This window comes from Actinomadura rayongensis (assembly GCF_009831215.1).
GTDB classification, from domain to species: domain Bacteria; phylum Actinomycetota; class Actinomycetes; order Streptosporangiales; family Streptosporangiaceae; genus Spirillospora; species Spirillospora rayongensis.
Map to the genome: position 1 here is coordinate 25209 of NZ_WUTW01000002.1, position 23164 is coordinate 48372.

General features: G+C 72.8%; 22 protein-coding genes and 1 tRNA gene. 10 read left to right on the top strand and 13 right to left on the bottom strand.

Annotation, left to right across the window (positions count from 1 at the left end; translation table 11 throughout):
• Positions 1-440 precede the first annotated feature (440 nt).
• The 6 genes from mscL to GQ466_RS09560 form a co-directional block, all read right to left on the bottom strand.
• Entirely contained in the window at positions 441-842 is a 402-nt protein-coding gene (mscL, locus tag GQ466_RS09535) for a large conductance mechanosensitive channel protein MscL (RefSeq protein WP_161102530.1), read from the bottom strand.
• Between the two features lie 105 nt (positions 843-947).
• A complete protein-coding gene (locus GQ466_RS09540) occupies positions 948-2057 on the bottom strand; it encodes an SAF domain-containing protein (protein ID WP_161102531.1) in 1110 nt (369 codons plus the stop codon).
• Positions 2054-2881 (bottom strand): S-methyl-5'-thioadenosine phosphorylase, encoded by an 828-nt coding sequence (locus GQ466_RS09545; protein ID WP_161102532.1) that lies wholly within the window; start codon positions 2879-2881, stop codon positions 2054-2056. Before GQ466_RS09545 ends, GQ466_RS09540 begins: the two co-directional genes overlap by 4 nt.
• A 102-nt stretch (positions 2882-2983) precedes the next feature.
• The gene (locus GQ466_RS09550; RefSeq protein ID WP_161102533.1) at positions 2984-3322 is read right to left on the bottom strand and encodes an FmdB family zinc ribbon protein; all 339 of its coding nucleotides are present in this window, start codon (positions 3320-3322) and stop codon (positions 2984-2986) included.
• 109 nt (positions 3323-3431) lie between these two features.
• Positions 3432-4916, bottom strand: a complete 1485-nt coding sequence (locus tag GQ466_RS09555) for a potassium/proton antiporter (RefSeq protein WP_161102534.1) — start codon at positions 4914-4916, stop codon at positions 3432-3434.
• Positions 4917-5195: 279 nt separating this feature from the next.
• Positions 5196-5789, bottom strand: coding sequence for a 5-formyltetrahydrofolate cyclo-ligase (locus GQ466_RS09560; RefSeq protein ID WP_337193403.1), 594 nt, complete (start codon positions 5787-5789; stop codon positions 5196-5198).
• Positions 5790-5822: 33 nt separating this feature from the next.
• Between GQ466_RS09560 and galU the strand changes: the two genes are divergently transcribed.
• The 7 genes from galU (at position 5823) to GQ466_RS09595 (ending at position 11408) form a co-directional block, all read left to right on the top strand.
• Positions 5823-6740: a UTP--glucose-1-phosphate uridylyltransferase GalU gene (gene galU / locus GQ466_RS09565; RefSeq protein WP_161102535.1), complete on the top strand. Its 918-nt coding sequence runs from the start codon at positions 5823-5825 to the stop codon at positions 6738-6740.
• Positions 6741-6779: 39 nt separating this feature from the next.
• Entirely contained in the window at positions 6780-7988 is a 1209-nt protein-coding gene (gene glp, locus GQ466_RS09570; RefSeq protein WP_161102536.1) for a molybdotransferase-like divisome protein Glp, read from the top strand.
• Positions 7985-8482, top strand: coding sequence for a cyclic pyranopterin monophosphate synthase MoaC (moaC, locus tag GQ466_RS09575; RefSeq protein WP_161102537.1), 498 nt, complete (start codon positions 7985-7987; stop codon positions 8480-8482). Before glp ends, moaC begins: the two co-directional genes overlap by 4 nt.
• On the top strand, positions 8458-8967 hold the full coding sequence (locus GQ466_RS09580; RefSeq protein WP_161102538.1) for a MogA/MoaB family molybdenum cofactor biosynthesis protein: 510 nt from the start codon (positions 8458-8460) through the stop codon (positions 8965-8967). The genes moaC and GQ466_RS09580 overlap by 25 nt, the downstream gene beginning before the upstream one ends.
• 856 nt (positions 8968-9823) lie before the next feature.
• On the top strand, positions 9824-10453 hold the full coding sequence (locus GQ466_RS09585; RefSeq protein WP_202420354.1) for a GNAT family N-acetyltransferase: 630 nt from the start codon (positions 9824-9826) through the stop codon (positions 10451-10453).
• A gap of 247 nt (positions 10454-10700) precedes the next feature.
• Complete coding sequence (gene sepX / locus GQ466_RS09590) at positions 10701-11279, top strand: divisome protein SepX/GlpR (RefSeq protein ID WP_161102540.1); 579 nt, start codon at positions 10701-10703, stop codon at positions 11277-11279.
• A gap of 55 nt (positions 11280-11334) precedes the next feature.
• Positions 11335-11408, top strand: a tRNA-Ala gene (locus GQ466_RS09595).
• Between the two features lie 324 nt (positions 11409-11732).
• Here the strand turns inward: GQ466_RS09595 and GQ466_RS09600 are convergent.
• Genes GQ466_RS09600 through GQ466_RS09620 form a run of 5 tightly spaced genes read right to left on the bottom strand, consistent with a single transcriptional unit; the run spans position 11733 to position 16913 of the window.
• Positions 11733-12755, bottom strand: coding sequence for an amidohydrolase family protein (locus GQ466_RS09600; protein WP_161102541.1), 1023 nt, complete (start codon positions 12753-12755; stop codon positions 11733-11735).
• Positions 12752-14206, bottom strand: a complete 1455-nt coding sequence (locus GQ466_RS09605; RefSeq protein WP_161102542.1) for an MFS transporter — start codon at positions 14204-14206, stop codon at positions 12752-12754. The genes GQ466_RS09600 and GQ466_RS09605 overlap by 4 nt, the downstream gene beginning before the upstream one ends.
• Before the next feature lie 21 nt (positions 14207-14227).
• Positions 14228-15226: an amidohydrolase family protein gene (locus tag GQ466_RS09610; protein WP_202420355.1), complete on the bottom strand. Its 999-nt coding sequence runs from the start codon at positions 15224-15226 to the stop codon at positions 14228-14230.
• An 8-nt stretch (positions 15227-15234) separates the two neighbouring features.
• A complete protein-coding gene (locus tag GQ466_RS09615; protein ID WP_161102543.1) occupies positions 15235-16395 on the bottom strand; it encodes an amidohydrolase family protein in 1161 nt (386 codons plus the stop codon).
• Positions 16392-16913 carry an antibiotic biosynthesis monooxygenase family protein gene (locus GQ466_RS09620; RefSeq protein WP_161102544.1) on the bottom strand — a complete coding sequence of 174 codons (522 nt, stop codon included), beginning with the start codon at positions 16911-16913 and terminating at the stop codon, positions 16392-16394. The genes GQ466_RS09615 and GQ466_RS09620 overlap by 4 nt, the downstream gene beginning before the upstream one ends.
• A gap of 210 nt (positions 16914-17123) precedes the next feature.
• Here GQ466_RS09620 and GQ466_RS09625 point away from each other — a divergent pair, with 210 nt between their 5' ends.
• Positions 17124-17717 carry a TetR/AcrR family transcriptional regulator gene (locus GQ466_RS09625; RefSeq protein ID WP_161102545.1) on the top strand — a complete coding sequence of 198 codons (594 nt, stop codon included), beginning with the start codon at positions 17124-17126 and terminating at the stop codon, positions 17715-17717.
• Here the strand turns inward: GQ466_RS09625 and mhpA are convergent.
• Complete coding sequence (gene mhpA / locus GQ466_RS09630; protein ID WP_161102546.1) at positions 17704-19299, bottom strand: bifunctional 3-(3-hydroxy-phenyl)propionate/3-hydroxycinnamic acid hydroxylase MhpA; 1596 nt, start codon at positions 19297-19299, stop codon at positions 17704-17706. The genes GQ466_RS09625 and mhpA overlap by 14 nt on opposite strands.
• Positions 19300-19562: 263 nt before the next feature.
• Between mhpA and GQ466_RS09635 the strand changes: the two genes are divergently transcribed.
• A complete protein-coding gene (locus tag GQ466_RS09635) occupies positions 19563-20687 on the top strand; it encodes an NAD(P)-dependent alcohol dehydrogenase (protein WP_161102547.1) in 1125 nt (374 codons plus the stop codon).
• Positions 20687-22108, top strand: a complete 1422-nt coding sequence (locus GQ466_RS09640) for an aldehyde dehydrogenase family protein (protein ID WP_161102548.1) — start codon at positions 20687-20689, stop codon at positions 22106-22108. Before GQ466_RS09635 ends, GQ466_RS09640 begins: the two co-directional genes overlap by 1 nt.
• Before the next feature lie 2 nt (positions 22109-22110).
• Here GQ466_RS09640 and GQ466_RS09645 read toward each other — a convergent pair whose 3' ends face one another.
• A complete protein-coding gene (locus GQ466_RS09645; RefSeq protein ID WP_161102549.1) occupies positions 22111-23163 on the bottom strand; it encodes a D-alanyl-D-alanine carboxypeptidase family protein in 1053 nt (350 codons plus the stop codon).
• Between the last annotated feature and the right edge of the window lies 1 nt (position 23164).

Here is a 23164-nt window from a genome sequence, read left to right on the forward strand (position 1 = left end):
CATGGTGCGGGCTTGCGGCGCGGTGCGGGCTTGCGGCGCGGTGCGGGCTTGCGGCGCGGTGCGCGGCATGCGGTGCGGGCGAGGCGCCAAGGCCCCGAGGCCGCCGACCGCTGCGCCGAGATTGTTTCCGCGCCAAGGCCGGTGCATGGGCTGCGCCCGCCGGATCGGCGCAGATCCGGCGGGCTTCCGGGTGCCGAGCATCCGGACGTACCCGCAGGTCGAGTACGCCTGGCCGGCCGTGATCGCGCAGCGAACTGTGCGTCTGGCGGCCGTCGTGATCGCCCGCGTTCGCGGCGCCTGCCGTGGCCGGGAGACGGTTGTGCGGTGGCTGGACGGCTGGGCTGGCCGCCGGTGCTCCGGGTGCTCGGGTGGCGCCTGGGCGGGCTCAGCAACGGAGTCGGACCGGCGGGTCGGGTGAGTGTTCGCCGTCGTATGCGGGGTCAGGCGTCGGCGGTGACCAGCGCTGTGCAGAACCGGCAGCGGCGGGCCTTGATCGGGATCTCGCTCAGGCACTCCGGGCACTCGTGCTCGGTCTTCTCCTTGCCGCGGTCGAGGCGTTCCAGCAGCTTGCTCATCGGGAGGACCACCAGGAAGTACACGACCGCGGCGGTGATGGCGAACGAGAGCGCCGAGGTCACGAAGTCCCCGTACGGGAAGGTGGTGTCCGCGATCTTGAACGTCAGGGCCGTGTAGTCCGGCTTCCCGCCGAACAGGGCGATCAGCGGCGTGATGAACGAGTTCGCGAAATCTTTCACCAGCGAAGCGAACGCGGCGCCGACGACGAACGCGACCGCCAGATCGACCAGGTTCCCGCGGATGAGGAACTTCTTGAAGCCGCCCATGATGGAGTCTCCAGCACATGTCGGGGGTGTGACGACCACACTTTCTACCCGAATCGCTCGGGTACTGTGCGTGAGATCGCGAGGATTCCCCGTGTTCGTCGCGGCTCAGTCCGGCTCGATCGTGACCGAGAGAACACCTCCCGCCCCGGCCAGCGCAGCCGCCTGCGAGCGGTCCGTCGCCACGACGACGAGTGCCCCCTGACCTGCCGTCTCCCGGCTTCGCGGCACGGCGAGCACGGTCACGCCCGCCGCGACCAGCCGGGCATGCGCCCCCGAACCGCCCGTCAGCATGGACGCTCCTTGGTAGGCGTGCAGGGCGGCGATCTCGCCCTCGTACGCCGCGCGGCCCGGCCTGATCTGAAGCCGGGCGCCGTGCCCGGATTCGACTGCGCGGCTCGGGCAGATGCGGAGCCCGGTGCCCAGCCCGGCTTCGGCTGCATGGCCCGGCCAGATGCGGAGCCTGGTCGTGTGCCCGGCTTCGACTGCGTGGTCCAGCCTGAGGTCGGCTAGGGCCGTCCGCGTGGTCGGCGCGGGTTGGGGAGGTGCCGTGGTCGTCCTGCCGGAGGGGCGGGGGAACGGCGGGGCTGGGTCGGGTGCGTGCGTCCGCTCGGACGGTCGTGGCGCGGTTCCTCGATCCGGGTGCGGTGTAGTGGTCGCGCCGGGCTCCTGCGGCGGTGTCGGTGAGGGTGATGTGGGCGGCGGGACGGACGGGCTCGGCAGCGGTCCGGGATCGGCCGGGTCGGACGGCGTCAGCTCCGTGGACGCCGGCTCGGCGGCTCCCGGCGCACTCGCCGCGAGGATGTCGATCCGGTCCCCGGGCTGCAGCAGGCGCACGGCGTCGGCGTCCGCGATCCGGACGGGCGTCGCCACCGTCCCCGCCGGAAAACCGCGCAGCAGACCGGCGGCATCGACCAGCCGCGCGTCCGTGAACGGCTCGCCCTTCCGCATGGCGCCCGCGACCACCCGTCCGGCCGGTGACGAGCGCGCGGCCCCGGCCGGGACGGCGTCCGGCGGCACCGTCGCCCGCCGCACGTCGGACGGCCGCAGCGTCGCGCCCGCCGGAAGGTCCCGCGCGGCCGTGAGGATCTCGACCCCGCCGGCCCCCGCCGGACGGAGCGCGAGCAGCCCGAACCCGGCGCCGAACGCCGCGAACAGCGCCGCCGCCGCGCGCCGGTGCCGGACCCGCCACCGCAGCAGGGAGCGCAGCCCGTTCACGGCAGCTCCAGCGGAAGTTTCATGCCGTCGAGCGCGTTGGGGCACGGGCACGGACGCTCGGCCGGAAGGCGCGTCACCACGTCACCGACGAGCGCCCGCAGTCGGCCCACGTTCGCGCGGAAGACCTCCAGCACCTCGGCCATCGTCACGCCCTCGCCCGTGTCGACCCCGGCGTCCAGGTCCGTGACCAGGCACAACGGCGTGTAGCAGAGCGCGAGCTCGCGGGCGAGCACGGCCTCGGGATGGCCGGTCATCCCGACGAGCGTCCAGCCCTGGCCGCTGAACCAGCGCGACTCGGCCCGGGTGGAGAAGCGGGGGCCTTCGATGACGACGAGCGTGCCGCCGTCCACCGGGTCCCAGCCGGTGTCGCGCGCCGCGTCGACGGCGGCCCGCCGCCCCGCCGCGCAATACGGGTCCGCGAACGGCACGTGAATGGCCGCGCCGGTCTCGTAATAGGTCTGGGCGCGGCCGGACGTCCGGTCCACGAGCTGGTCGGGCACGGCGAGCGTCCCGGGGCCGTGCTCGGCGACCAGCGAGCCGACGGCGCTCGGCGCGAGCACCTGCCGGACGCCGAGCGCCCGCAGCGCCCACAGGTTCGCCCGGTAGGGGATGGCGTGCGGCGGGAACCGGTGGTCGCGGCCGTGGCGCGGCAGGAACGCGACACGGCGGCCGTTCAGCTCCCCGACAGCGACCGGGTCGCTCGGCGCCCCGAAGGGCGTGTCGACCCGGATCTCCTCCGCATCGTCGAGAAGGGAGTAGAAGCCCGAGCCGCCGATGACGCCGATCTCGGCGGCCGGCTCCGGAAGGGTCTGCGAAGTCGTCATGCGGCCGACCCTAGGCAGCCGCCGCACCGCCCCGCGAGCCCCGCCGCGAACTGTGGATAACTCCCGCGCTGATCCCCGGGCGCCCCACCGCTCGCGGCGCGGTCAGGCCACCTTCTCCGACGAGGAGGAGGACGACGACGTGGTGCTGGACGACGAGGACGACTCGCTCGCACCGGACGAGGCCGACGAGGACGAGTCGGACTTCGCGGTGTCCGACTTGCCCGTGTCCGTCGACTTGGAGGACGACGACACCGAGGACGACGACCCCCGGCTGTCGGTGCGGTAGAACCCGGACCCCTTGAAGATGATCCCCGCCGCCGAGAAGACCTTGCGGAGTTTGCCCTGGCAGGCCGGGCACTCGGTCAGCGCGTCGTCGCTGAAACTCTGCACGACCTCCAGAGGCTCGCCGCACTCGGTGCAAACGTACTGATACGTCGGCACGGTTCCTCCTCGCTGACTCAGCCCGGACCAGCGGGCTGGCACTCAGTTGAAACGACTGCTAATGGTACCGATGTTGGCAACGGGATTCTCCTCCGGGCTGTTCCCCGGATCAGGCCCCGGTCTCCCCGAACCAGCCCGCCAGCTTGCCGCGCCGGCTGATGGCGCGCAGCCGTCGTTCGGTCAGTTCCCGGACCTCCTCGGTCGCCACGACGAGCAGCGTGTCGCCGCCGCGCAGCGCGGTGGTCGAGCCGGGCACGAAGCTGGCGCCGTCGCGGACGACGAGCGTGATGGACGCCCCCGGCGGCAGTCGCAGCTCGAACAGCTCGACGCCGCCGAGCAGGGAGTCCGGCGGGACGCGGATCTCCAGCAGTTCGGCGTGCAGTTCCTCCAGCGGCGCGGCCTCGACGCCCAGTTCGCGCGGGTTCTCGTCGTCCCTGAGCCGGCACCAGCGGGCGACGAGCGGAAGCGTCGGCCCCTGGAGCAGCGTGAACACGACGACGATGTTGAACACGATCGCGAACAGCCGGTCGGCGCCCGCGACCTCGTTCACCATCGGGATCGTCGCGAGGATGATCGGTACGGCGCCGCGCAGCCCGGCCCACGAGGCGAAGAGTTTCTCGCCCCAGCCGAGCCGGAACCCGAAGGTGGACAGGACGACCGAAAGCGGCCGTGCCACGAGCAGCAGGACGAACCCGATGATCAGCGCCGGGACGATCTGCGCCGGCAGTTCGTCGGGCGAGGCGAGCAGCCCGAGCATGACGAACAGCCCGATCTGCGCGAGCCAGCCGATGCCTTCGGCGAACCCCCGCGTGGCAGGACGGTGCGGAAGACGCGAGTTGCCGAGAACGAGCGCGCTCACATAGACCGCGAGGAACCCGCTGGCGTGCGTCTGCGCAGCCACGCCGTAGGCCCCGACGGACAGCGAGAGCACCGCGATCGGGTAGAGACCGGACGCCGGCAGCGCGACGCGCCGTAGCCCGTACGCACCGAGCCAGCCGATCAGGAAGCCGATGAGACCGCCCGCGATCAGCTCGTACACCATGACGCCGAACAGCTCGAACAGGTTCGGCGCCGACGCGTCCGTGGTGCTGAGGGCCACGACGATGATGACGACCGGGGCGTCGTTGAAGCCCGACTCCGCCTCCAGCAGGCCGGTCAGGCGCGAGGGCAGGGGCAGGCGGCGCAGGACGGAGAAGACCGCGGCGGCGTCGGTGGGCGCGAGCACGGCGGACAGCAGGAACGCGAGCTGCCAGTCCATGCCGAGCAGCCACATCGCGGCGCCCGCGACGACGCCGATGCTGATCAGCGTCCCGGCGACGGACACCGAGATCGCGGCGGGGACCGAGTCGCGGACGCGCCGCCAGTCGGTGGTGATGCCGCCCTCGGCGAGGATCAGGACGAGTGCGGCGAGCCCGAGGATCTCGGCGAGTTCGGCGTCGTCGAAGTCGATGCCGAGCCCGGCCTCGCCGACGAGGAGCCCGAGCGCGATGTAGATGAGGAGGCTGGGGAGTCCGGCGCGGTAGGACAGCCGGACGGCGACGATCGCACTGAGTACGAGCGTGGATCCGAGGAGTAGCCAGAGTTCGAGATGCACATCCCTCCCGGTGGGGCCGCGACGAGTGATCGTTTAGGAATCCTACAGATTTAGCCGTAGATCGCATACTTTCAGTGACCTCTCGGGACGGTCACCGAGGGTCGATCGCCGCGAAAACACCCATCTGAGCTGCACAGATGCGGTGATTGTGATTTTTGTGGCTGTTCGCACTCCGTTGCCGGGTTCAGCACCTCGTCCGGCGGGTGCCCGCGAAAATGTCAGACCCCTCCGCGACGATGGACGCGTTCCGTCACCGGTCCGTCACGGAGGCAAAAATGATCAAGAGAAGCGCACGAGACCCGCGGACGGGGTCACCGCCGCCCGCACCGGGCGGTCATGCGGTTCCGCGGGCAGGGCCTCCACCAGTTCGCCGTCGTACAGCAGCGCCACCGTCAGGATCGCCGGACCCACCCGCGCCAGCGCCCGGTCGTACGAGCCGCCGCCCCGGCCGAGGCGCGTGCCCGTCCGGTCCACCGCGAGCGCCGGCGCCAGAACCACGTCCGCGCTGGCCACCGCGCCCGGCCCGCGCGGCGGCTCGGACGGCTCCAGCGTTCCGCGCGGCCCCGGCCGCAGGGAGTCCGGCCCCTCGTACGAGGCCCAGTCCAGATCGCCGTCCGGAAGGAGAAGGGGCAGCAGGACGTACGCGCCGCGCTTCCACAGCGCGAACAGCAGGCCGCGGGTGTCGGGCTCGTCGCCCACCGACGCGTAGGCCGCGACCGTCCCCGCCATCTCCATCTCGGGGGCCGCCAGCAGCGCGTCCCGCAGCGCACGGGCGGCGGACGTCCGCGTCGAGGGGTCGAGCGCGGACCGCGCCGCCAGTGCGGACGCGCGCGCCGCGCGTTTCGCGTCGATGTCGATCTCGATGTCGCTCACGATCTTCTCACCGTCGGTGGCTAGGGTCTCACCATGGCCGACAACGCACCCGTACTCAAGGCCGTCGTTCCGGCGGCGGGTCTCGGAACCCGATTCCTGCCCGCGACGAAGGCGACGCCGAAGGAGATGCTGCCGATCGTCGACAAACCGGCGATCCAGTACGTCGTCGAGGAGGCCGTCGACGCGGGACTCACCGACGTCCTGATGATCACCGGCCGCAACAAACGCTCGATCGAGGACCACTTCGACCGGGCCTACGAGCTGGAGGAGGCCCTCGACGCCAAGGGCGACGCCGAACGCCTGGCCGCGGTCCGCGAGTCCGCGGATCTCGCGATCATGCACTATGTCCGGCAGGGCGAGCCGAAGGGTCTCGGGCACGCCGTGTACTGCGCGCGCCAGCACGTGGGGCGCGAGCCGTTCGCGGTCCTGCTCGGCGACGACCTCATCGACGCCCGCGACGACCTGCTGCGCCGCATGATCGAGGTCCGGCAGCGCTACGGCGGCAGCGTCGTCGCGCTGATGGAGGTGGAACCCGAGCAGGTGTCGGCCTACGGCTCGGCCGCGATCGAGGCGACCGACGAGGAGGACGTCGTCCGGATCACCGACCTGGTCGAGAAGCCGCCGTCCGGGGAGGCGCCCAGCAACTGGATCATCATCGGCCGCTACGTCTGCGACGCCGCGGTGTTCGACGTCCTGGAGAAGACCCCGCCCGGCCGCGGCGGGGAGATCCAGCTCACCGACGCGCTGCGCACGCTCGCCGAAACCCCCGCCGACCAGGGCGGCGGCGTCTACGGCGTCAAGTTCCGCGGACGCCGCTACGACACGGGGAACAAGCTGGAGTATCTCCGCACGGTCGTGATGTTCGCGTCCGAGCGGGAAGACCTGTCGGCGGAGTTCCTCGCCTGGCTGCGCGACTTCTGCGCCGAGCGGGGCGGTGCGGGGAACGGGTGACCGGCCACCGGACGGGGGAAGCGTGGGCATAGCGTGGGCATGAGGACGGTCGAGGAGCATCTCGCCGCGATCCTGGCCGAGATCTCGGTGCTGGCGCCGCGGGACGTGGCGCTGGCGGACGCGGCGGGCACGGTCCTCGCCGAGCCCGTCGCGGCGCCCGTCGCGCTGCCGCCCTTCGACAACTCGGCGATGGACGGCTACGCGGTGGTCGCGGCGGACATCGCCGGGGCCACCGAGGCGTCGCCGGTCGTCCTGCCCGTCCGCGGCGACATCGCCGCGGGCGTGCCGGGCGTCGCCGAGATCGACGCGGGCGGCGCGGCGCGGATCATGACGGGCGCGCCGCTGCCCGCCGGGGCGGACGCGGTGGTGCCCGTCGAGTGGACCGACGGCGGCGTGCGCAGCGTCAGGGTGCTGCGCGCCGCGCCGCCGGGGAACTACATCCGGCGGTCCGGCGAGGACGTGGTCGCCGGCCAGGTCGTCGCGGACGCGGGGACCCGGCTCGCCGCCGCGCAGATCGGGATGCTCGCCGCCGTGGGCCGGCCCCGGGTGAGCGTGCGGCGCAAACCCCGGGTCGTCGTCCTGTCCACGGGCAGCGAACTACGCGAACCGGGCAGCGAGCTGGAACCGGGCCAGATCTGGGACTCCAACAGCTTCATGCTCGCCGTCGCCGTGGACGAGGCGGGCGGCACGGGACGGCGGCGGGCGATCGTGGCCGACGACCCCGCCGACGTCCTGCGCACCCTGCGGGACCTGGCCGGGGACGCCGACGCGATCGTCACGACCGGCGGGGTCTCGATGGGCGCCCGCGACGTCGTCAAGGAGGTGCTGACCGGCGTCGGCACGATGGCGTTCCACAAGGTGCGGATGCGGCCCGGCAAACCGCAGGGTTTCGGCCTGCTCGACGGGACGCCGGTGTTCACGCTGCCCGGCAACCCCGTCAGCGCGTACGTGTCGTTCCAGGTGTTCGTTCGTCCGGCGCTGCGGGCGATGCAGGGCCTGCCGCCCGAGTCCCTGCCGACCGTCAGCGCCGTCCTCGGCGCCGACGTCCGGTCGCCCGCCGGGATCCGGCACTACCAGCGGTCGCGGCTCAGCGAGAACCGCGGCCACCCCACCGTCACGCCCGCCGAAGGGCAGGGCTCGCACCAGCTCGGGTCGCTGGCGGGCGCCGACTCCCTCATCGTCGTGGACGAGGAGGCCGAGGCCGTCCCCGCCGGCGCGCACGTCGAGGTCATGAGGTTGCCGTCATGAGCATGGGATCGGAGTTCGCCGAGTTCAGCCATCTCGACGCGTCGGGCAAGGCGCGGATGGTGGACGTCTCGGCGAAGAACGTCACCGACCGCACCGCCACCGCCGCGGGCTTCGTCGCGCTGTCCGCGCGGTGCGTCGCCGCGCTGCGCGCCGGGGACGTCCCCAAGGGCGACGCGCTGTCGGTCGCCCGCATCGCCGGGATCATGGGCGCGAAACGGACACCGGACCTGGTACCGCTGTGCCATCCGATCGCGCTGCACGGTGTCGCCGTCGACCTGACCGTGGCCGACGACGGCGTCGCGATCCTCGCCACCGCCCGCACCGCCGACCGGACGGGCGTCGAGATGGAGGCGCTGACGTCCGTCACCACGGCCGCGCTCGCCCTGATCGACATGGTGAAGGCGATCGACCCGGCGGCCACGATCACGCAGGTCCGCGTCGAGGAGAAGACGGGAGGCAAGACCGGGACATGGCGCCGAACGGGAGATCGCTGATCCGCGCGATGGCCGTCACGGTGTCGAACCGGGCCGCTGCGGGCGTCTACGAGGACCGGTCCGGGCCGCTGCTCGTCAGCTTCCTGGAGGACCTCGGCTGCCAGGTGGACGGTCCGGTCGTCGTGCCGGACGGCGAGCCGGTCGCCGAGGTCCTCGCCGACGCGGTCGCCGCCGGGTACGACGTCGTGGTCACCACGGGCGGCACCGGGCTCAGCCCGACCGACGAGACACCCGAGATGACGCGCCGCATCATCGAACGGGAGGTTCCGGGCATCGCCGAGGCGATCCGGCAGGACGGACGCGACGTCGTGCCCGCCGCCGTCCTCTCGCGCGGGATCGCCGGGACGGCGGGCCGCACGCTCATCGTGAACCTGCCGGGCTCGACGGGCGGGGTGCGCGACGGCATGGCCGTGCTCGGAACCGTCCTGCGGCACGCCGTCGACCAGATCGCCGGCGGCGACCACCCCCGTCCACCCCAGCCGTAACACGCGCCCTCCGGGCCGCGCCATCGCTGGCCATCGCCCAGGCGCGGCCCCGGCGTGACGCAGTCCCGGCCGCCACCGTCGGCCATCGCGCGGGCGAAGCCCGGGCATGACCCACACTGCCCGGGACGCCGCCGTTGGCCACCGCGCGGGCGAAGCCCGGACGTGATACGCGCCGTCCCGGACGCCACTGCTGGCTATCGCGCGGGCGCGGCCCAGACGTGATGCGGGCTGCCCTGGACGCCGCCGTTGGCCATCGCGCGGGCGCGGCCCGGGCGTGACGCGGTCTGTCCCGGACGCCATCGTTGGCTATCGGACCAGCGCGGACCCGGCGTGACACGTGCCGCCCTGGACGCGGCCGTTGGCCATCGCGCGTGCGCAGCCCAGGCCTGCGCACGCTGTTGCGGACGCCATCGTTGACCATCGGACGGGCGCGGCCCAGGGGTGACGCGCGCTGGCCGGGACGCCGCCGTTGGCCTTCGCGCGGGTGCGGCCCGGGCGTGACGCACGCTGCGCGGGACGCCGTCGTTGGCCATCAGGCGGGTGCGGCGCAGGTGTGACGCGTGCTGGCCGGGGCGCCATCGTTGGCTATCGGGCTGGTGCGGTCCGTCTGGCGATCTTGCGGGTCCGGCGGGGGCATGGACGGTGCTTGGTGCGTCTGATATGACCGTTTCGTCATGCTGGACGGGGTCGTCCGCTCGGTGGGCGGCCTCGGCTTGGTGGTCGGCGGTCGTTTGGGGCTCTGCGCAGGTGCGTCGGTCGGCCGTCGGCGCGTGCCGGACGGAGCGCGGCGGACGATCTGGTGGACAATTGATGGCGTCCGGGCACGCGAAAAGGGAATCATGGAGTCGTGGAACGCATGCGGGGTTGGCCGGTCACACTGACCGAGGGACCGGTCGGGCTGCGCCCGCTGCGGCATCGTGACGCCTCGATCTGGCGCGACATGCGCGTGCGCAACGCCGAGTGGCTGCGCCCCTGGGAGCCCACCAACCCCGAGACGCCCCTGTTCCGCAGCGGTCTCGGCCCGTACTTCACGATGGTCCGGACGATGCGCCGCGAGGCCCGGCAGGGACTGGCGCTGCCCTGGGTCGTCACCCACGAGGACCGGTTCGCCGGGCAGCTCACGATCGGCGCGATCGTCTGGGGCTCCGCGCGGTCCGCGCAGATCGGCTACTGGGTCGACCGCCAGGTCGCCGGACGCGGCATCATGCCCACCGCCGTCGCGCTCGCCGTCGACCATTGCTTCTTCACCGTCGGACTGCACCGCGTCGAGGCGAATATCCGTCCGGAGAACGCCGCCAGCCGCCGCGTCGTGGAGAAACTCGGCTTCCGCGAAGAGGGAATTCGGCGCCGTCACCTGCACATCGACGGAGCCTGGCGTGACCACATCTGCTACGCGCTGACCAGCGAGGACGTCCCCGTCGGGCTGCGCGCGCGCTGGCTCGCCGCACGGAGACGAGCATTTCCCCACTCGCCGTCGTCACCCTGACATTTGAGCGGACGGTGACGTCCGGGCGTTCGCCGCGCCGTAAGTTTCCTGCGCTCGCGAAGGCTCGGCAAACGGAGAGTAACCAAGAGAACGATCTCGCGACACACCGCCCCTTATGCTCGTCAACCGTTGACACCGACTCGTACCGTGCGGGCGTGACCCTGCTCCCGATGCACGTGCGCGCGCCGTTCCGCGGCGCGTTCCTCCGCCGTGCCCCGGGGCGTTCGCGGCCCGCTGGGGTCGCCGCGTGAGCAGTGCCGTCCTCTATCTCGCGATCGTCGCCGTTTGGGCCGTCGTTCTCGTGCCGATGTGGCTCCGCCGGGACAACAATGAGTCTCCGGGAGTTTCTCGTTTCCGTCCTCGCCGCGGCGAGGAAACGGATGAGTTCTATCTCGACGAGACGCCGGTCACATTCGAGACGGAGGACGACGCGGACATCCACGAGCCCTCACCCGTCCCGCAGCCGCGCCGCCGCCCGGGCCGCGCGGCCGTCATCGCGCGCCGCCGGCGCCGCACGACGGGCCTCACGCTGCTGTTCCTGACGACGATCGTCCTCGCCGCGACCGGCGTCGCCCCCTGGTGGACGACCGTCCCGGCCCTGCTGCTGCTGACGGGCCACCTGGCGCTGCTGCGCGTGGCCGTCGGCGTGGACGCCGCCCGCCGCGCCGACGCCGCGCACCGGGCGCGCGTCCGCCGCGCCGCCGAGCTGGAGGCCGAGGCCGCCGCCGTCGCCGCGGCCCACGCCGAGGTGATCGAACTCGTCCCGGCCCCCGAGGAGGAGGTCTTCGACCAGTACGCCGCCGACCGCCGCGCCGTGGGCGAGTGAGGCGCTTTCCGGTTACGCGAACACCCCGAGATCCTGCTAACCTGACGGAGTCGTTGGGGCTGTGGCGCAGACCGGTAGCGCACCTCGTTCGCATCGAGGGGGTCAGGGGTTCAAATCCCCTCAGCTCCACGAGTCGGGCCATCGTGGTCGGCGCAGCTGCGCCTTCCCGGTGGCCCGCAGTGTTTATCTGGGGGACGACCCCCAGACCCCCGGTGTGGGGGCTCCGCCCCCACGCCCCCCTCTGGCCGAGGTCGCCGTGCGGCTTGCTCATCGTGCGGGTTGGGTTCGAGTAAGCCCTCGTTAGATCCACCCTCGAAAAGGCCGCCCGTCAGCGTTCGCGCTCACGGGCGGCCTTCTTGTTGCTCTGTGCCATCGGTGGTCGGCTACGGATTTCCGGGGTCTGACAGGTCGATACGGCGATCGCCTAGACGTTTGGTCGGCGGTCCTGGCTTGTCATCGTGCGCCGCGGAGCAGGAGGCGTTCGGCGTTGCGGTGGGCGATTTTTTCGCGGTCGTGGACGCTCAGTGGGGCGGTTCGCAGGAAGTGCGCCGCTTCTGTGCTGGACTCGAAGGGGTAGTCGATCGCGAACAGCACCGCGTCCGCGCCGACCGCCAGGACGGCTGCTGCGAGGGTTTCGGGTGAGTGGATTCCGGACGTGGTGATGAGCACGTTGTCCCCGAAATATGCGGACGGTGGGCGCTGCAGTCTTGTCTCGCCGGCCTGGCGGTAGCGGGCGTCGAGCCGGGCCAGCTGGAACGGCAGGCCCTCCCCCATGTGGCCGAGGATGATCCTTGCGCCGGGGTGGCGGTCGAAGATGCGGGCGTGGACGAGCCGCGCCGCTAGCGCGGCAGTTCGTGCGCCTAGGCGCAGGGCGTGGATCGCCGCGTCCGCCGCCCAGCTCCCTTCGTCGTCCGGCGTGATGTCCGCCGGGTCGATCTCGGGTGCGCCTGGATGGAGGTAGAGGGGGACGTTGAGGTCGGCCAGCGTCCGCCAGAGCGGGTCGTACTCGGGGCGGCGGAGCCGGGCGACGTCCGGGCCGTGGTCGTTGACGAGCGCGCCCACGAAGCCTAGGTCGTCCACCGCGCGTTGGAGTTCGGTTACGGCGGCGTGCGGGTCCTGGAGTGGGAGGGCGGCGAAGCCTTGGAAGCGGGCGCCGTGCTCGGCGATGACGGCCGCGAGGAAGTCGTTGGCCGTGCGGGCGTCCGCGACGGCCGTCGCCGCGTCCGGTTCGCCCTGGATGCCGGGGGTGGTCAGGGACAGTACCTGGACGTCCACCCCGGCCGCGTCCATCTCCGGCAGCCGGTGGTCGGCGAAGTCCGCGAGGCGGGCGGCGAAGTCGCGCCGGTAGATCTCCTGCCGCCGGGCCAGTTCGGCCTGGACGACCGGGGACGTGACGCGCCGGGCGAACGCCGCGCGGCGCCGCTCGTCCAGTTCGGGGAGGGAGAACGCCTCCTCGATCGCGATCAGCACGGTCACCGCCCGTCGTCGGGGTCGTCGGCCGCGTCGGCGAGCCGGCGCATCCGGGGCATGAACAGCGAGACCAGCAGGCCCACCGCGCCGAGCGCGGCGAGGAAGTAGTAGCCGTTGGTGAACGCCTGGTCCCGGTAGAAGGCCGTCCCGTGGACGATCGACCGGTGCGTCGAAAGGACGGTGAACAGCACCTGGTAGCTGATCCCGCCGACGACCTGGAGCAGCAGGTAGGCCATGCCGTTGACCGACGCCTGGTGCCGCGCCGTGATCACCGAGACGATCATCGCGGTGCCGCAGGCCATGACCGTCCCGCCGCCGAGGCCCGTCACGACGCCGCTGACGATGACCTCGCCCGCGCTCCCGTGGAACTGGGAGAACAGCAGCAGCCCGCAGATCAGGACGGTCGTGCCGGCGAGCCACAGGGCGCGCGGCGGATGCCGGCGCAGCAGCGCGCCCGCCGCCAGCCCCGCCGCGACGGTGGCGACGCCCGCGGGGATGCCGACGAGCGCGTAGTGCGTGGTGGACCAGCCGAAGCTGTCCGAGACGCCGGGGATGTGGGGGAACTGGGCGAGGAACGACAGGATCGCGGGCGAGATGACGAACGCGAACTGCGCGAACGCGGCGGCGGCGATCACGGTGGCGACCGGCCGGCGGCTCAGCATCCGGACGTCCACCACGGGCCGCGCCGCCCGCAGCTCGACCGGGACGAAGCACGCCAGGGCGGCGAGCCCGGCGAGGATCGGCCCGCAGGTCTGCAGGGCGGTCCAGCCGTGGCCGTTCCCGCGTCCGACGCCGAAGACGATCAGTGCGACCCCGGCGCCGAGCAGCAGCCCGCCGGCCCAGTCGAAGTCGGCGCCGAACCGGCCGCGCCGCCGGGTCTCGGGCATCCGCCAGATCATGAGGGCGGCGAACGCCGTCAGCCCGGCGAGCAGCCACATCCCGCCGCGCCAGCCGTGGGCGTCGACGAGCCGTCCGGTGGCCGGCGGCCCGGCGAGCGTGATCACGCCGATGGAGCCGGTGACGACACCGTACGCGGTGGCGATGCGGCGGGGCGGGAAGTACTCGCGGACGGCCGCGTGGATCAGGGCGACGACCGGCCCGTACAGCCCGGTGATCATCCGGCCGGCCAGCAGCACGGGATAGCTGGGCGCGAGCGCCGCGACGACGTCGCCCGCGAGACCCGCGACGGCGAGCAGCAGCATGACGCGCCGCTTGCCGTAGATGTCGGCGAACTTCATCGCGAACGGGACGGACACCAGCGTGACCAGCGCCGACGCCAGGCTGAACCAGGCGATCTCGGTGGTGTGGAAGTGCTGGGCGATGTGCGGCTGGACGGCGCCGCCGATGATGCCGGTGATCGCGAGGAGCTGGGCGGGGATCACCATGGCCAGCATGAGCGGCAGGCCGTGGGCGGGTGCCGGGGCGACGGTGGGGGTGGGGTGGGGGGTGGTGGACATGAGGACGCGCCTCCCTGTCGTTCAGATCCGCAGCAGCCGCTGGGCGTTGCGGTGGGTGATGCCGTCGCTCTCGGCGGGGCTGAGCGGCGCGGTGCGGATGAACCGCACCGCCTCCTCGGTGGACTCGAAGGGGTAGTCGACGGCGAACATGATCGCCTCGCTGCCGAGCGCGAGCAGGGCGCCGGTGAGCGCGGCGTGCGAGCACACGCCGGACGTGGTGATGAGGATGTTGCGCCCGAAGTAGGCGGACGGGACGCGGCGCAGCCGCCGGGACGGGTTCTGCCGGTACCGGGCGTCGAGCCGGGACACGAGGAACGGCAGGCCCTCGCCCATGTGGCCGAGGATGACGCGTGCCTTCGGGTGCCGGTCCAGGACGCCCCCGAACAGGATCCGCAGCATGTGCCCGGAGACCTCGGCGCCCCAGCTCCACGACGGGCCGACGAGTTCGGGATGGCCGTTGAGGACGTGCCAGCGGTCGACCGGCGGCGCGCCCGGGTGGAGGTAGAGCGGGACGTCCAGGTCCTCCAGCGCGAGCCAGAACGGCTCGAACTGCGGTTCGTCCAGGTAGCGGCCGAGGGTGTGGTCGTTGACGAGCGCGCCGACGAACCCGAGCTCCTCGACCGCGCGCCGCAGTTCGGCGACGGCGGCGGCCGGGTCCTGCAGCGGCAGGGCCGCGAAGCCCCGGAACCGGTCGGGGGCCGCGCGGATCGCGTCGGCCAGGTGGTCGTTGGCCTCGCGGGCGTCGCGGCACGCCTGCGCGGCGTCCGCGACGGCCTGGATGCCGGGCGTGGTCAGGGAGAGGACCTGGACGTCGATGCCGTGCTCGTCCATCTCCGCGATCCGGCGCCCGCCGACGTCGTGGAGCCGGGGGACGAGTTCGTCGCGGAAGAACGCGTGGCGGCGGGCGAACTCCGCACGCAGTTCGGGGGTGGGGAGGCTGTCTCGGACCTTCTGCATGGTGCGCGCCTCACGCGCGTCCCACCGGGGCACCGAGAACGCCTCTTCGATCGCGATGAGCATGCGGGTCCTCAGAGGCCGAGCAGGGCGGCCATGTTGCCGCCGTTGAACCGGTCGCGGGTGGCGGCGTCGTAGCCGGCGAGGTGCCGGTCGAAGTAGTCCCAGTCGCTCGCGATGCCCTCCAGGTGCGGGTAGTCGGACGCGTAGCAGACGAGGTCGGGCCCGTGCCGGTCGATGACGGACGCGACGTCCTGGTCGCGCAGCGGCGTGAACCGCAGGTTGTTCGCGAGGATCTCCTCGGGCGCGGCCTTGTGCTCCCAGGGGAAGAAGAGGTTCGGCAGGGTGTCCAGCCAGAGGTCGATCCAGTCGAGGTTGAACTCCTGGACGCACACCTTCAGGTCGGGGAAGCGGTCGAAGACGCCCCGATAGACCAGGTGGGACAGGACGGTCTGCGGCAGCGTCCGCATCAGCCCCGACCCCATCCGCATCATCATCTGCGAGCTGATCTGACCGTCGATCCGCAGCCAGTCCAGGTCGATGCGCGGCCAGCCGAACCCGACGTGCAGCAGCGGGATCATGTCCAGGTCGAGGGACGCGGCCCAGAGCCGGTCGTAGTGCGAGTCGCCGAGGCCGCGTCCGCCCGTCGGGTTGAGCGGCATCGCCCACGTGCGGGACCCGAGCTCCCGGGTGCGGCGCAGTTCCCCCACGGCCCAGTCGACGTCGTCCAGCGGGACGACCGTGGTGAACAGCAGCCGGTCGGTGTACCCGTCGACGGCGGACCCCGCCCACGTGTTGTACGCCTCCGCGACGCGCAGCCCGAGCCCGGTCTCGGCGCGCAGCGCGGCGCGGACGGCGGCCATCGCGAGGTTCGGGTTGACGATCTGCACGTCGATGCCGTGCCGGTCGAGGATCTCGATGCGCTCGGCGCCGCCCTTGCCGCCCGGCGGGTCGAACATGACCTGGACGGACGGGTCGTCGAAGACCTCGGTGTCCTCGGCGCCCGCGCGGCCCTCGAAGCGGTCGAAGACCTGCTTGAGCTTGTCGGGGATGAACTCCTCGGCGGGCGGGCGCTCGTCCACCGGGACGGACTCGAAGACCTCGGCGATCAGGGCGTGGCCGGTGGCCGTCGGGGCCTTCTCGGTGACCTCGGCGCCGAGCGCCGGGTCCATCAGCCGGACGAAGTCCAGCGGTTCCATGAAGTGGCTGTCGGCGTCGATGACCAGGGGCTTCATGCGTTCTCCTCGGTGCGGTGGGGCAGGATCTCGTAGCGGCCGACGTCGGTGCGGGCGGCGCGGCGCACGGTGTCCACGTGGGCGCGGAACCGCTCGTCGGCGAAGGCCGCGCGCAGGTCGGCCGCGTCCCGCCACTGGACGAGCTCGATCAGCTCGCCGGTGGCGCGGCCGGTCAGGAAGGCCGTCCCGACGAAGCCCGGCAGGTGCCGGATGTGCTCGCGGGTCTCGGCGACGTTGAAGTCGAGCGCCCAGGACGGGCGGTCGGCGGTGATGAGGTTGAGCAGGGTGGTCCGGCCGTCGCCGGGGGCGGGGACGAGCGGCGCGCCGCCCGCCGTGATCACCTCGGCGACCGTGTGGGTGGCGTCCGGGCCGGCCGCCGGGGTGATCTCCACGAGCCGGTCCTCGGGCGGGCCGGGCGTCCCGAACCGCTCGCGCAGCAGGAGCCGGAGCCCTGTTCCGTCCCCCTCGCGGAGGGAGACGGCCACCTCGCGACCGACCTGGAAGATGTCTCCGGCCACGGCGACCTCCTGTCCTGCAAGGCGCTACATCTGTCGTGAATTTCACGCCTCGATCGTTGTAGTACGGGACCGTATCGTTACGAAAATCACACGTCAACCCCCCGGCGACCAGCGCTTTCGCCGGTTGTGGCTTGTGTCATGTGTTCTGGCCGGGTGGTCATCGGTACGATTACGTACACTGACACCGAGAGCTGAGGAGCTGACACCGTCATGTCACCGGACCCGGCGAAGACCCCCGTGGGCCGCGGGGCGGCCCGGACGCGGGCCATCCTGGACGTCACCCGCGAGCTGCTCGGCGAGGTCGGCTTCGACCAGCTCTCGATCGACGCCGTCGCCGCCCGCGCCGGGTCGAGCAAGACGACGATCTACCGCCGCTGGGCCGACAAGAGCGAGCTGGTCCGCGCGGCGCTGCTGGCGCGCGGCGCGGACGTCCCGCTGCTGCCCGCCGACGCCCGCGACCTGCGGACCGACCTGCTGCGGCTGGTCGAGGCGCTCGCGCACATCGCGCGGGAGGAGGACGCGGCGGCGTTCGCGAGCCTGCTCGCCGCCGCGCAGAAGGACGCGGCCATCGCCGAGGCCGTCCGGGTGAGCGCCCTGGACCGCGCCCGGCAGGACTGCCGCGACGTCGTCCAGCGCGCCATCGGCCGCGGCGAGCTGGCCGACCCCGCGCTCGCCGCGCGCCTGTTCGACCTGGTCATGGGCCAGGTGATGGTGAGCTACGTGCTCGGGACGGGCGACCTGGACGCGCCCCGGCGGGAGGCGTTCGTGGACGAGGTCCTGGTCCCGGTCCTCACGCGCCGGTGAACCGCACCCGCTCGCGGAGCTGGCCGACGAGGTCGTGCAGGTCCGCCGGGGTCGTGGCGGCGCCGAACAGGTAGAAATCGGGCCGGATGACGGCCGCGACGTGGCCGTGGTCGCGCATGTGGGGCAGGTAGGCGTCGTCGGCGTCGGTGTACGCGCCACCCTCGCCCGGCGGGCTCAGCGGGACGAGCGTCGCGCCGATCGCGCGCAGGAACGCCCGGTCGGCCGCGTCGAGGGCGGCGCAGGGCGCGTCGCCGTCGGTGAGGACGACGAAGCCGCCGCCCGTCAGCTCGTCCAGCAGGGCCGTCCGTCCCGCGTGGCCGACGCGGTACTGCGGCGTCAGGTGCCCGACGTTCGGATGGCGCGTTCCGTCCGCGTCGTGCTGGAGGACGCCGTCGCCGAGCACGGGCGGCGGGGTGGGCGGCAGCGCTCGCGCGGGGTCGGCGCCGGCCGCGATCATGCGCGCGTCGCGCTCGGCGGCGGCGTCCTCGTCGGACACGCAGATGACGCGGCCGAGCGCCATCGACATGCCGATCGCGTGCTGGACGTGCTCGACGCGCTCGCTCGTGTAGGTGTCCAGCAGGTCCGGCGCGGCCGTGCCGGTCAGGACGAGGTCGAGCTTCCACGCGAGGTTCCGGGTGTCGCGCAGCCCGGAGCACATGCCCTGGCCCGCGAACGGCGGCATCAGGTGCGCGGCGTCGCCGGCGAGCAGGAGGCGGCCGGCGCGCCAGCGGTCCGCCCAGCGGGCCTGGAAGGTGTAGACGGCGTGCCGTTCGAGGACGGTGTTCTCCGGCGTCCGGCCCCACGGCGCGAGCAGCCGCCACGCGGACTCGGGCGTGTTCAGGTCCGCGACCGTCTCGTCCGGCAGGCGCATGAACTCCCAGCGCCTGCGGCCGGGCCCGCCGGACACGATCGTCGTCGGACGGCGCGGATCGCACAGCTGCCAGTTCATCGGCGACCAGACCGTGTCGGTGTCGCGCGGGACGGTGTCCACGATGAGCCAGTCGTAGTAGAAGCCGAGATCGGTGAGGGCGGAGCCCATCCGCTCGCGCACGAAGCTGTTCGCGCCGTCCGCGCCGACGACGTACCGCGCCGCGAAACTCCGCTCGGCGCCGTCCTTCGTCCGGGCCGTGAGGACGACGCGGTCGCCGTGCTCGTCCAGGCCGGTGACCTCCAGGCCGCGCCGGACGTCCACGCCGGGCAGCTCGGCGACCGCCGCGGCGAGCACGCCCTCCAGCTCGGGCTGGGAGAAGAAGTTCGCGGTCGGCCAGCCGGACGGCCCGTTGCCCGACCAGTCGATGCGGACGAGCGCGTCGCCCGCGCGGTTGCGCCATTCGTAGTGGTCGGGCACGGGCTCGGTCACCGCGCGGACCCGGTCGCCGACCCCGGCCGCCTGGAAGATCCGGCCGATCTCGTCGTCGAAGTGGACGGCGCGTGGGAGGGCGTACGGCCGCTCCCAGCGTTCGAGGACGAGCACGTCGTGGCCCGCGCGGGCGAGCAGCAGCGACAGGAGCTGGCCGACGGGGCCGAAGCCGACGATCGCGACGTCGGCGGTGGGACGGGGCTGCGGGTCTTCAGCGTTCATGAACCACTTCCTGTCCTGCATGGCGATACACATGTCCCGGAGGGTGCGTCTGTCCGGCACCGTACCGATGCGGAAATGGGCCGTCAAGGCTTCAAAATCGGGCTTTGGCCAGCTAGAGCGCGCCCCCCAATGCCACAACGGTACGAATACGTACACATGACAGTGGTCGCGTCGGCGACCCCCTCCGGCTTGCCACGATCCCGAGCGCTCACTATGTTTCGATAAACAGGACGAAGTTCCTGAAAATCAAGACAGGAGTGCGCATGGCCACACCGACCACCGCCGCCGTCGCGCGGACCGGCGCCGACACGCTGCACTGGGAGAACGTCCGGCTCGACGAGCCCTCGGCCGGTGAGGCGCTCGTCCGGATCGTCGGCGCGGGCATCTGCCACACCGACCTGTCGGTCCTGGCGGGACGGCTCCCGGTGCCGCTCCCGGCCGTCCTCGGGCATGAGGGCGCCGGAATCGTGACGGCCGTGGGCCCGGGCGTGACCGGCGTCCGGCCCGGCGACCAGGTGGTGCTGTCGTTCAACTCGTGCGGACTGTGCGCCAAGTGCCGGACGGGCCGTCCCACCCAGTGCGCGACGTACTGGCCCCTCAACTTCGGCGCGGCCCGCCCCGACGGCACCACCCCGGTCGTCGGCGCGGACGGCGGCCCGCTCGGCGGCCTGTTCTTCGGCCAGTCCTCCCTGGCCGCGCACGCGCTGGTCGCCGAGCACAGCATGGTCCGCGTGGACGCGGCCGACGAGGACGAGCTGGCCATGCTCGCGCCCATCGGCTGCGGCGTGCAGACCGGCGCGGGCGCGATCCTCAACGTCCTGCGTCCGGCGCCGGGCGACACGGTGGCGGTGTTCGGCGCGGGGGCCGTCGGGCTGTCGGCGGTGATGGCGGCCCGCCTCACCGGAGCGCGCCGGATCATCGCGGTGGACGTCGTCGCGTCCCGCCTCGCGCTCGCCGCCGAACTGGGCGCCACCGACGGCATCGACGCCGGCCGGGAGAACCTGGCCGAACGGCTCGCGGCGCTCGCCGGGCCGACCGGCGTCACCCACATCGTGGAGTCGACGGGCGTGGCGGCGCTGCTGGAACTGGCGATCGAGGCGGTCGCCGCCGACGGGACGGTCGCGGTCATCGGCGCCCCGGCGGCGGGCACCCGGGCGTCGTTCAACGTCAACGCGCTCATCGACGGCCGCACCATCCGGGGCGTCACCGAGGGCGGCAGCGACCGGGTGACCTTCATCCCCGCGCTGGCCGACCTCGTCCGCCAGGGCCGGCTGCCCGTCGACCGGCTGATCCGGAGCTACCGGCCCGACCAGCTCGCCGAGGCGATCGAGGACGCCCGCTCCGGCCGCACCGTCAAGCCCGTCATCCGTTTCGAGGGAGCCCTGTGATGCCGCACGTCCGCAATCTGATCGCCGGCGAGTGGCGCGACGGCCACGCGGTCGGCGAGTCCCGCGACCCCGCCACCGGGGAGGTGCTCGGCACGTTCGCCGACGCCGGGGCCGTCACCGCGCGCGCCGCGATCGACGCCGCGCGGGCCGCGTTCACCGACACGTCCTGGGCGCGCGACCGCGACCTGCGCGCCCGCGCGCTGCTGCGGCTCGCCGACCGGATGGGCGAGCGCCGCGACGAGCTGGTCACGACCCTGTCGCGCGAGAACGGCAAGAAGCGCGCCGACGCCGCGATGGAGATCGACGCGACGATCCCGAAGCTCCGCTACAACGCCGCGCTCGCGCTCACCGACGCCGGGCGGGCCGGGGAGTTCCGCCCCGGCGCGTACTCGATGACGCTGCACCAGCCGCTCGGCGTCGCCGCCGTCATCGTCCCGTGGAACTCACCGGTCATCCTCGCGGTGCGGTCGTTCGCGCCCGCGCTCGCCGCGGGCTGCACGGTCGCGATGAAGATGCCCGCGCAGACGGCGCTGACCAACGGGCTGCTGTACGAGCTGGTCCGCGAGTGCCTGCCGCCGGGCGTCCTCAACGCCTTCACCGAGTCCGGCAACGACGGCGCCCCGCTGCTCGTCTCCGACCCCGGGACGGACGTCGTCAGCTACACCGGCAGCACCGCCGTCGGCCGCGTGATCATGGCCGAGGCCGCCGCGCGGCTCAAGCCGGTGTCGCTGGAGCTGGGCGGCAAGAGCCCGATGCTGGTGTTCGACGACGCCGACCTGGACGCCGCCGTGCCCGTCCTGACGGCCGCGGTCACGACCTTCTCCGGGCAGTTCTGCATGGCGGGCAGCCGCGTCCTGGCCCAGCGCGGCGTCGCCGGGGAACTGCGCGCCCGGCTCACGGCGGCGCTGGAGGCCGTCCGCGTCGGGCCGGGCGACGACCCCGGCACCGACATGGGGCCCGTCGTCGACCGCGCGCAGGCGCTCCGGATCGACGGGCTCGTCGCCGACGCCGCCGGGACGGTCCTGGTGCGCGGCGGCCTGGTCCACCCCGGCCCCGACGCCCGCGACGCGCTGCTGCGGCCCGCGCTGGTCGAGGTCGCCGACGTCGCCGCGCCGATCGTCCAGCGCGAGGTCTTCGGCCCCGTCGCCACGTTCGAGGTGTTCGAGGACGAGGCCGACGCCGTCGCGCGCGCCAACGCCACCGAGTACGGTCTCGCCGCGTCGGTGTGGACGCGGGACGTCGACCGTCCGCTGCGCGTCGCCCGCGAACTGGACGCCGGAACGGTGTGGACCAACACCTGGGGCGTCATCCACGACCAGATGGAAGAGGGCGGCTTCAAGCAGAGCGGCGTCGGCCGCCTCAACGGCCCCCGGGCGCTCACCGAGTTCCAGGAGATCAAGCACGTCGTGCTGAACGGGTGACGTCAGGGTTCCGTACCCGTTGAGCCGTTGGCGCTGCGGCCGAATTCCCAGTGCCACGGCTCGAAGGGGTTGCTGTAGGCCCAGGCGGGATGGAACCAGCCGAATCTGCGGGAATTGGCCTCCATCCAGTTGAACTGGGGGGAGCCCTGGTTCTGGACGCCGCCGCAGACGTCGACCGCCTGGCCCTTGCCGTGGTTGCTCGTGCCGGGAACGGCGGCGAAGGCCGGGCGCTGGGCGTAGATGCGCTGTTGCTCGGCGAGGCTGCGATAGGAGTCCGTGAGGCACATGTTGCGGCCGAAGCGGCGTTTGTAGGCGGCGTTCAGCTTGTAGAAGGCCAGGGCCGCGTCGGGGCGCAGTTCGCGGTTCTTCTGCGGAAGCGGGCACAGGTATTTATCGGGGATCAGGCCGTTGGGGAACGTTCTCGCCTTCGCGGCCAGGCCCTTGTCGCAGGACATCTCCAGGCGACGCTGGTCGTTGACGTCCAGCTTGTTCAGCATCGTCGTGAGCCGGCGGGTGAGGTCCGCCGACTTCTGCTTGAGCTGCTCGACCTGCTGCTGCACCTTCGTCTGCTCGACCGCGTTGCGCGACTGGAGGTCCTGCGCCGCGGACGCCAGCTGCGCGCGGCGGCGCTCGTACTGACCCGCCTCGTCGATCACGCGGCGCTGGTCGGCGGCCAGGTGGTCGACGTCCGCCGACGAGCGGAGGGCCTGTTCGGGGGTTCCGCCGCCGAAGACCGACAGCGCGCCCACCGCGTTCTGCTGCTGGTAGCTCGCGTTCGCGAGGCTGGCGAGCGGGCCGCGGATCCGGTTGAGGTCGGTCTCGGCCGCGGCGAGCTGACGGAGCGTGTCCTGGAGCTTGGCCTGCGACGCGGTCAGGTCCTTCTGCCGCTGCTGAAGCCGCGCGGTCGCGGCCTCCAGGTCCGACCGGGCCTGGGCGGCCTGGCGGCGCAGGGCGTCCAGCGGGTCCTCACGCCCGGCGGCCCGTCCCGGTGGTGCGCCGATCACCGCCATCACCAGGAAGACCGCGGTCAGCACCGCCGCCCGGGGGGTTGGCACG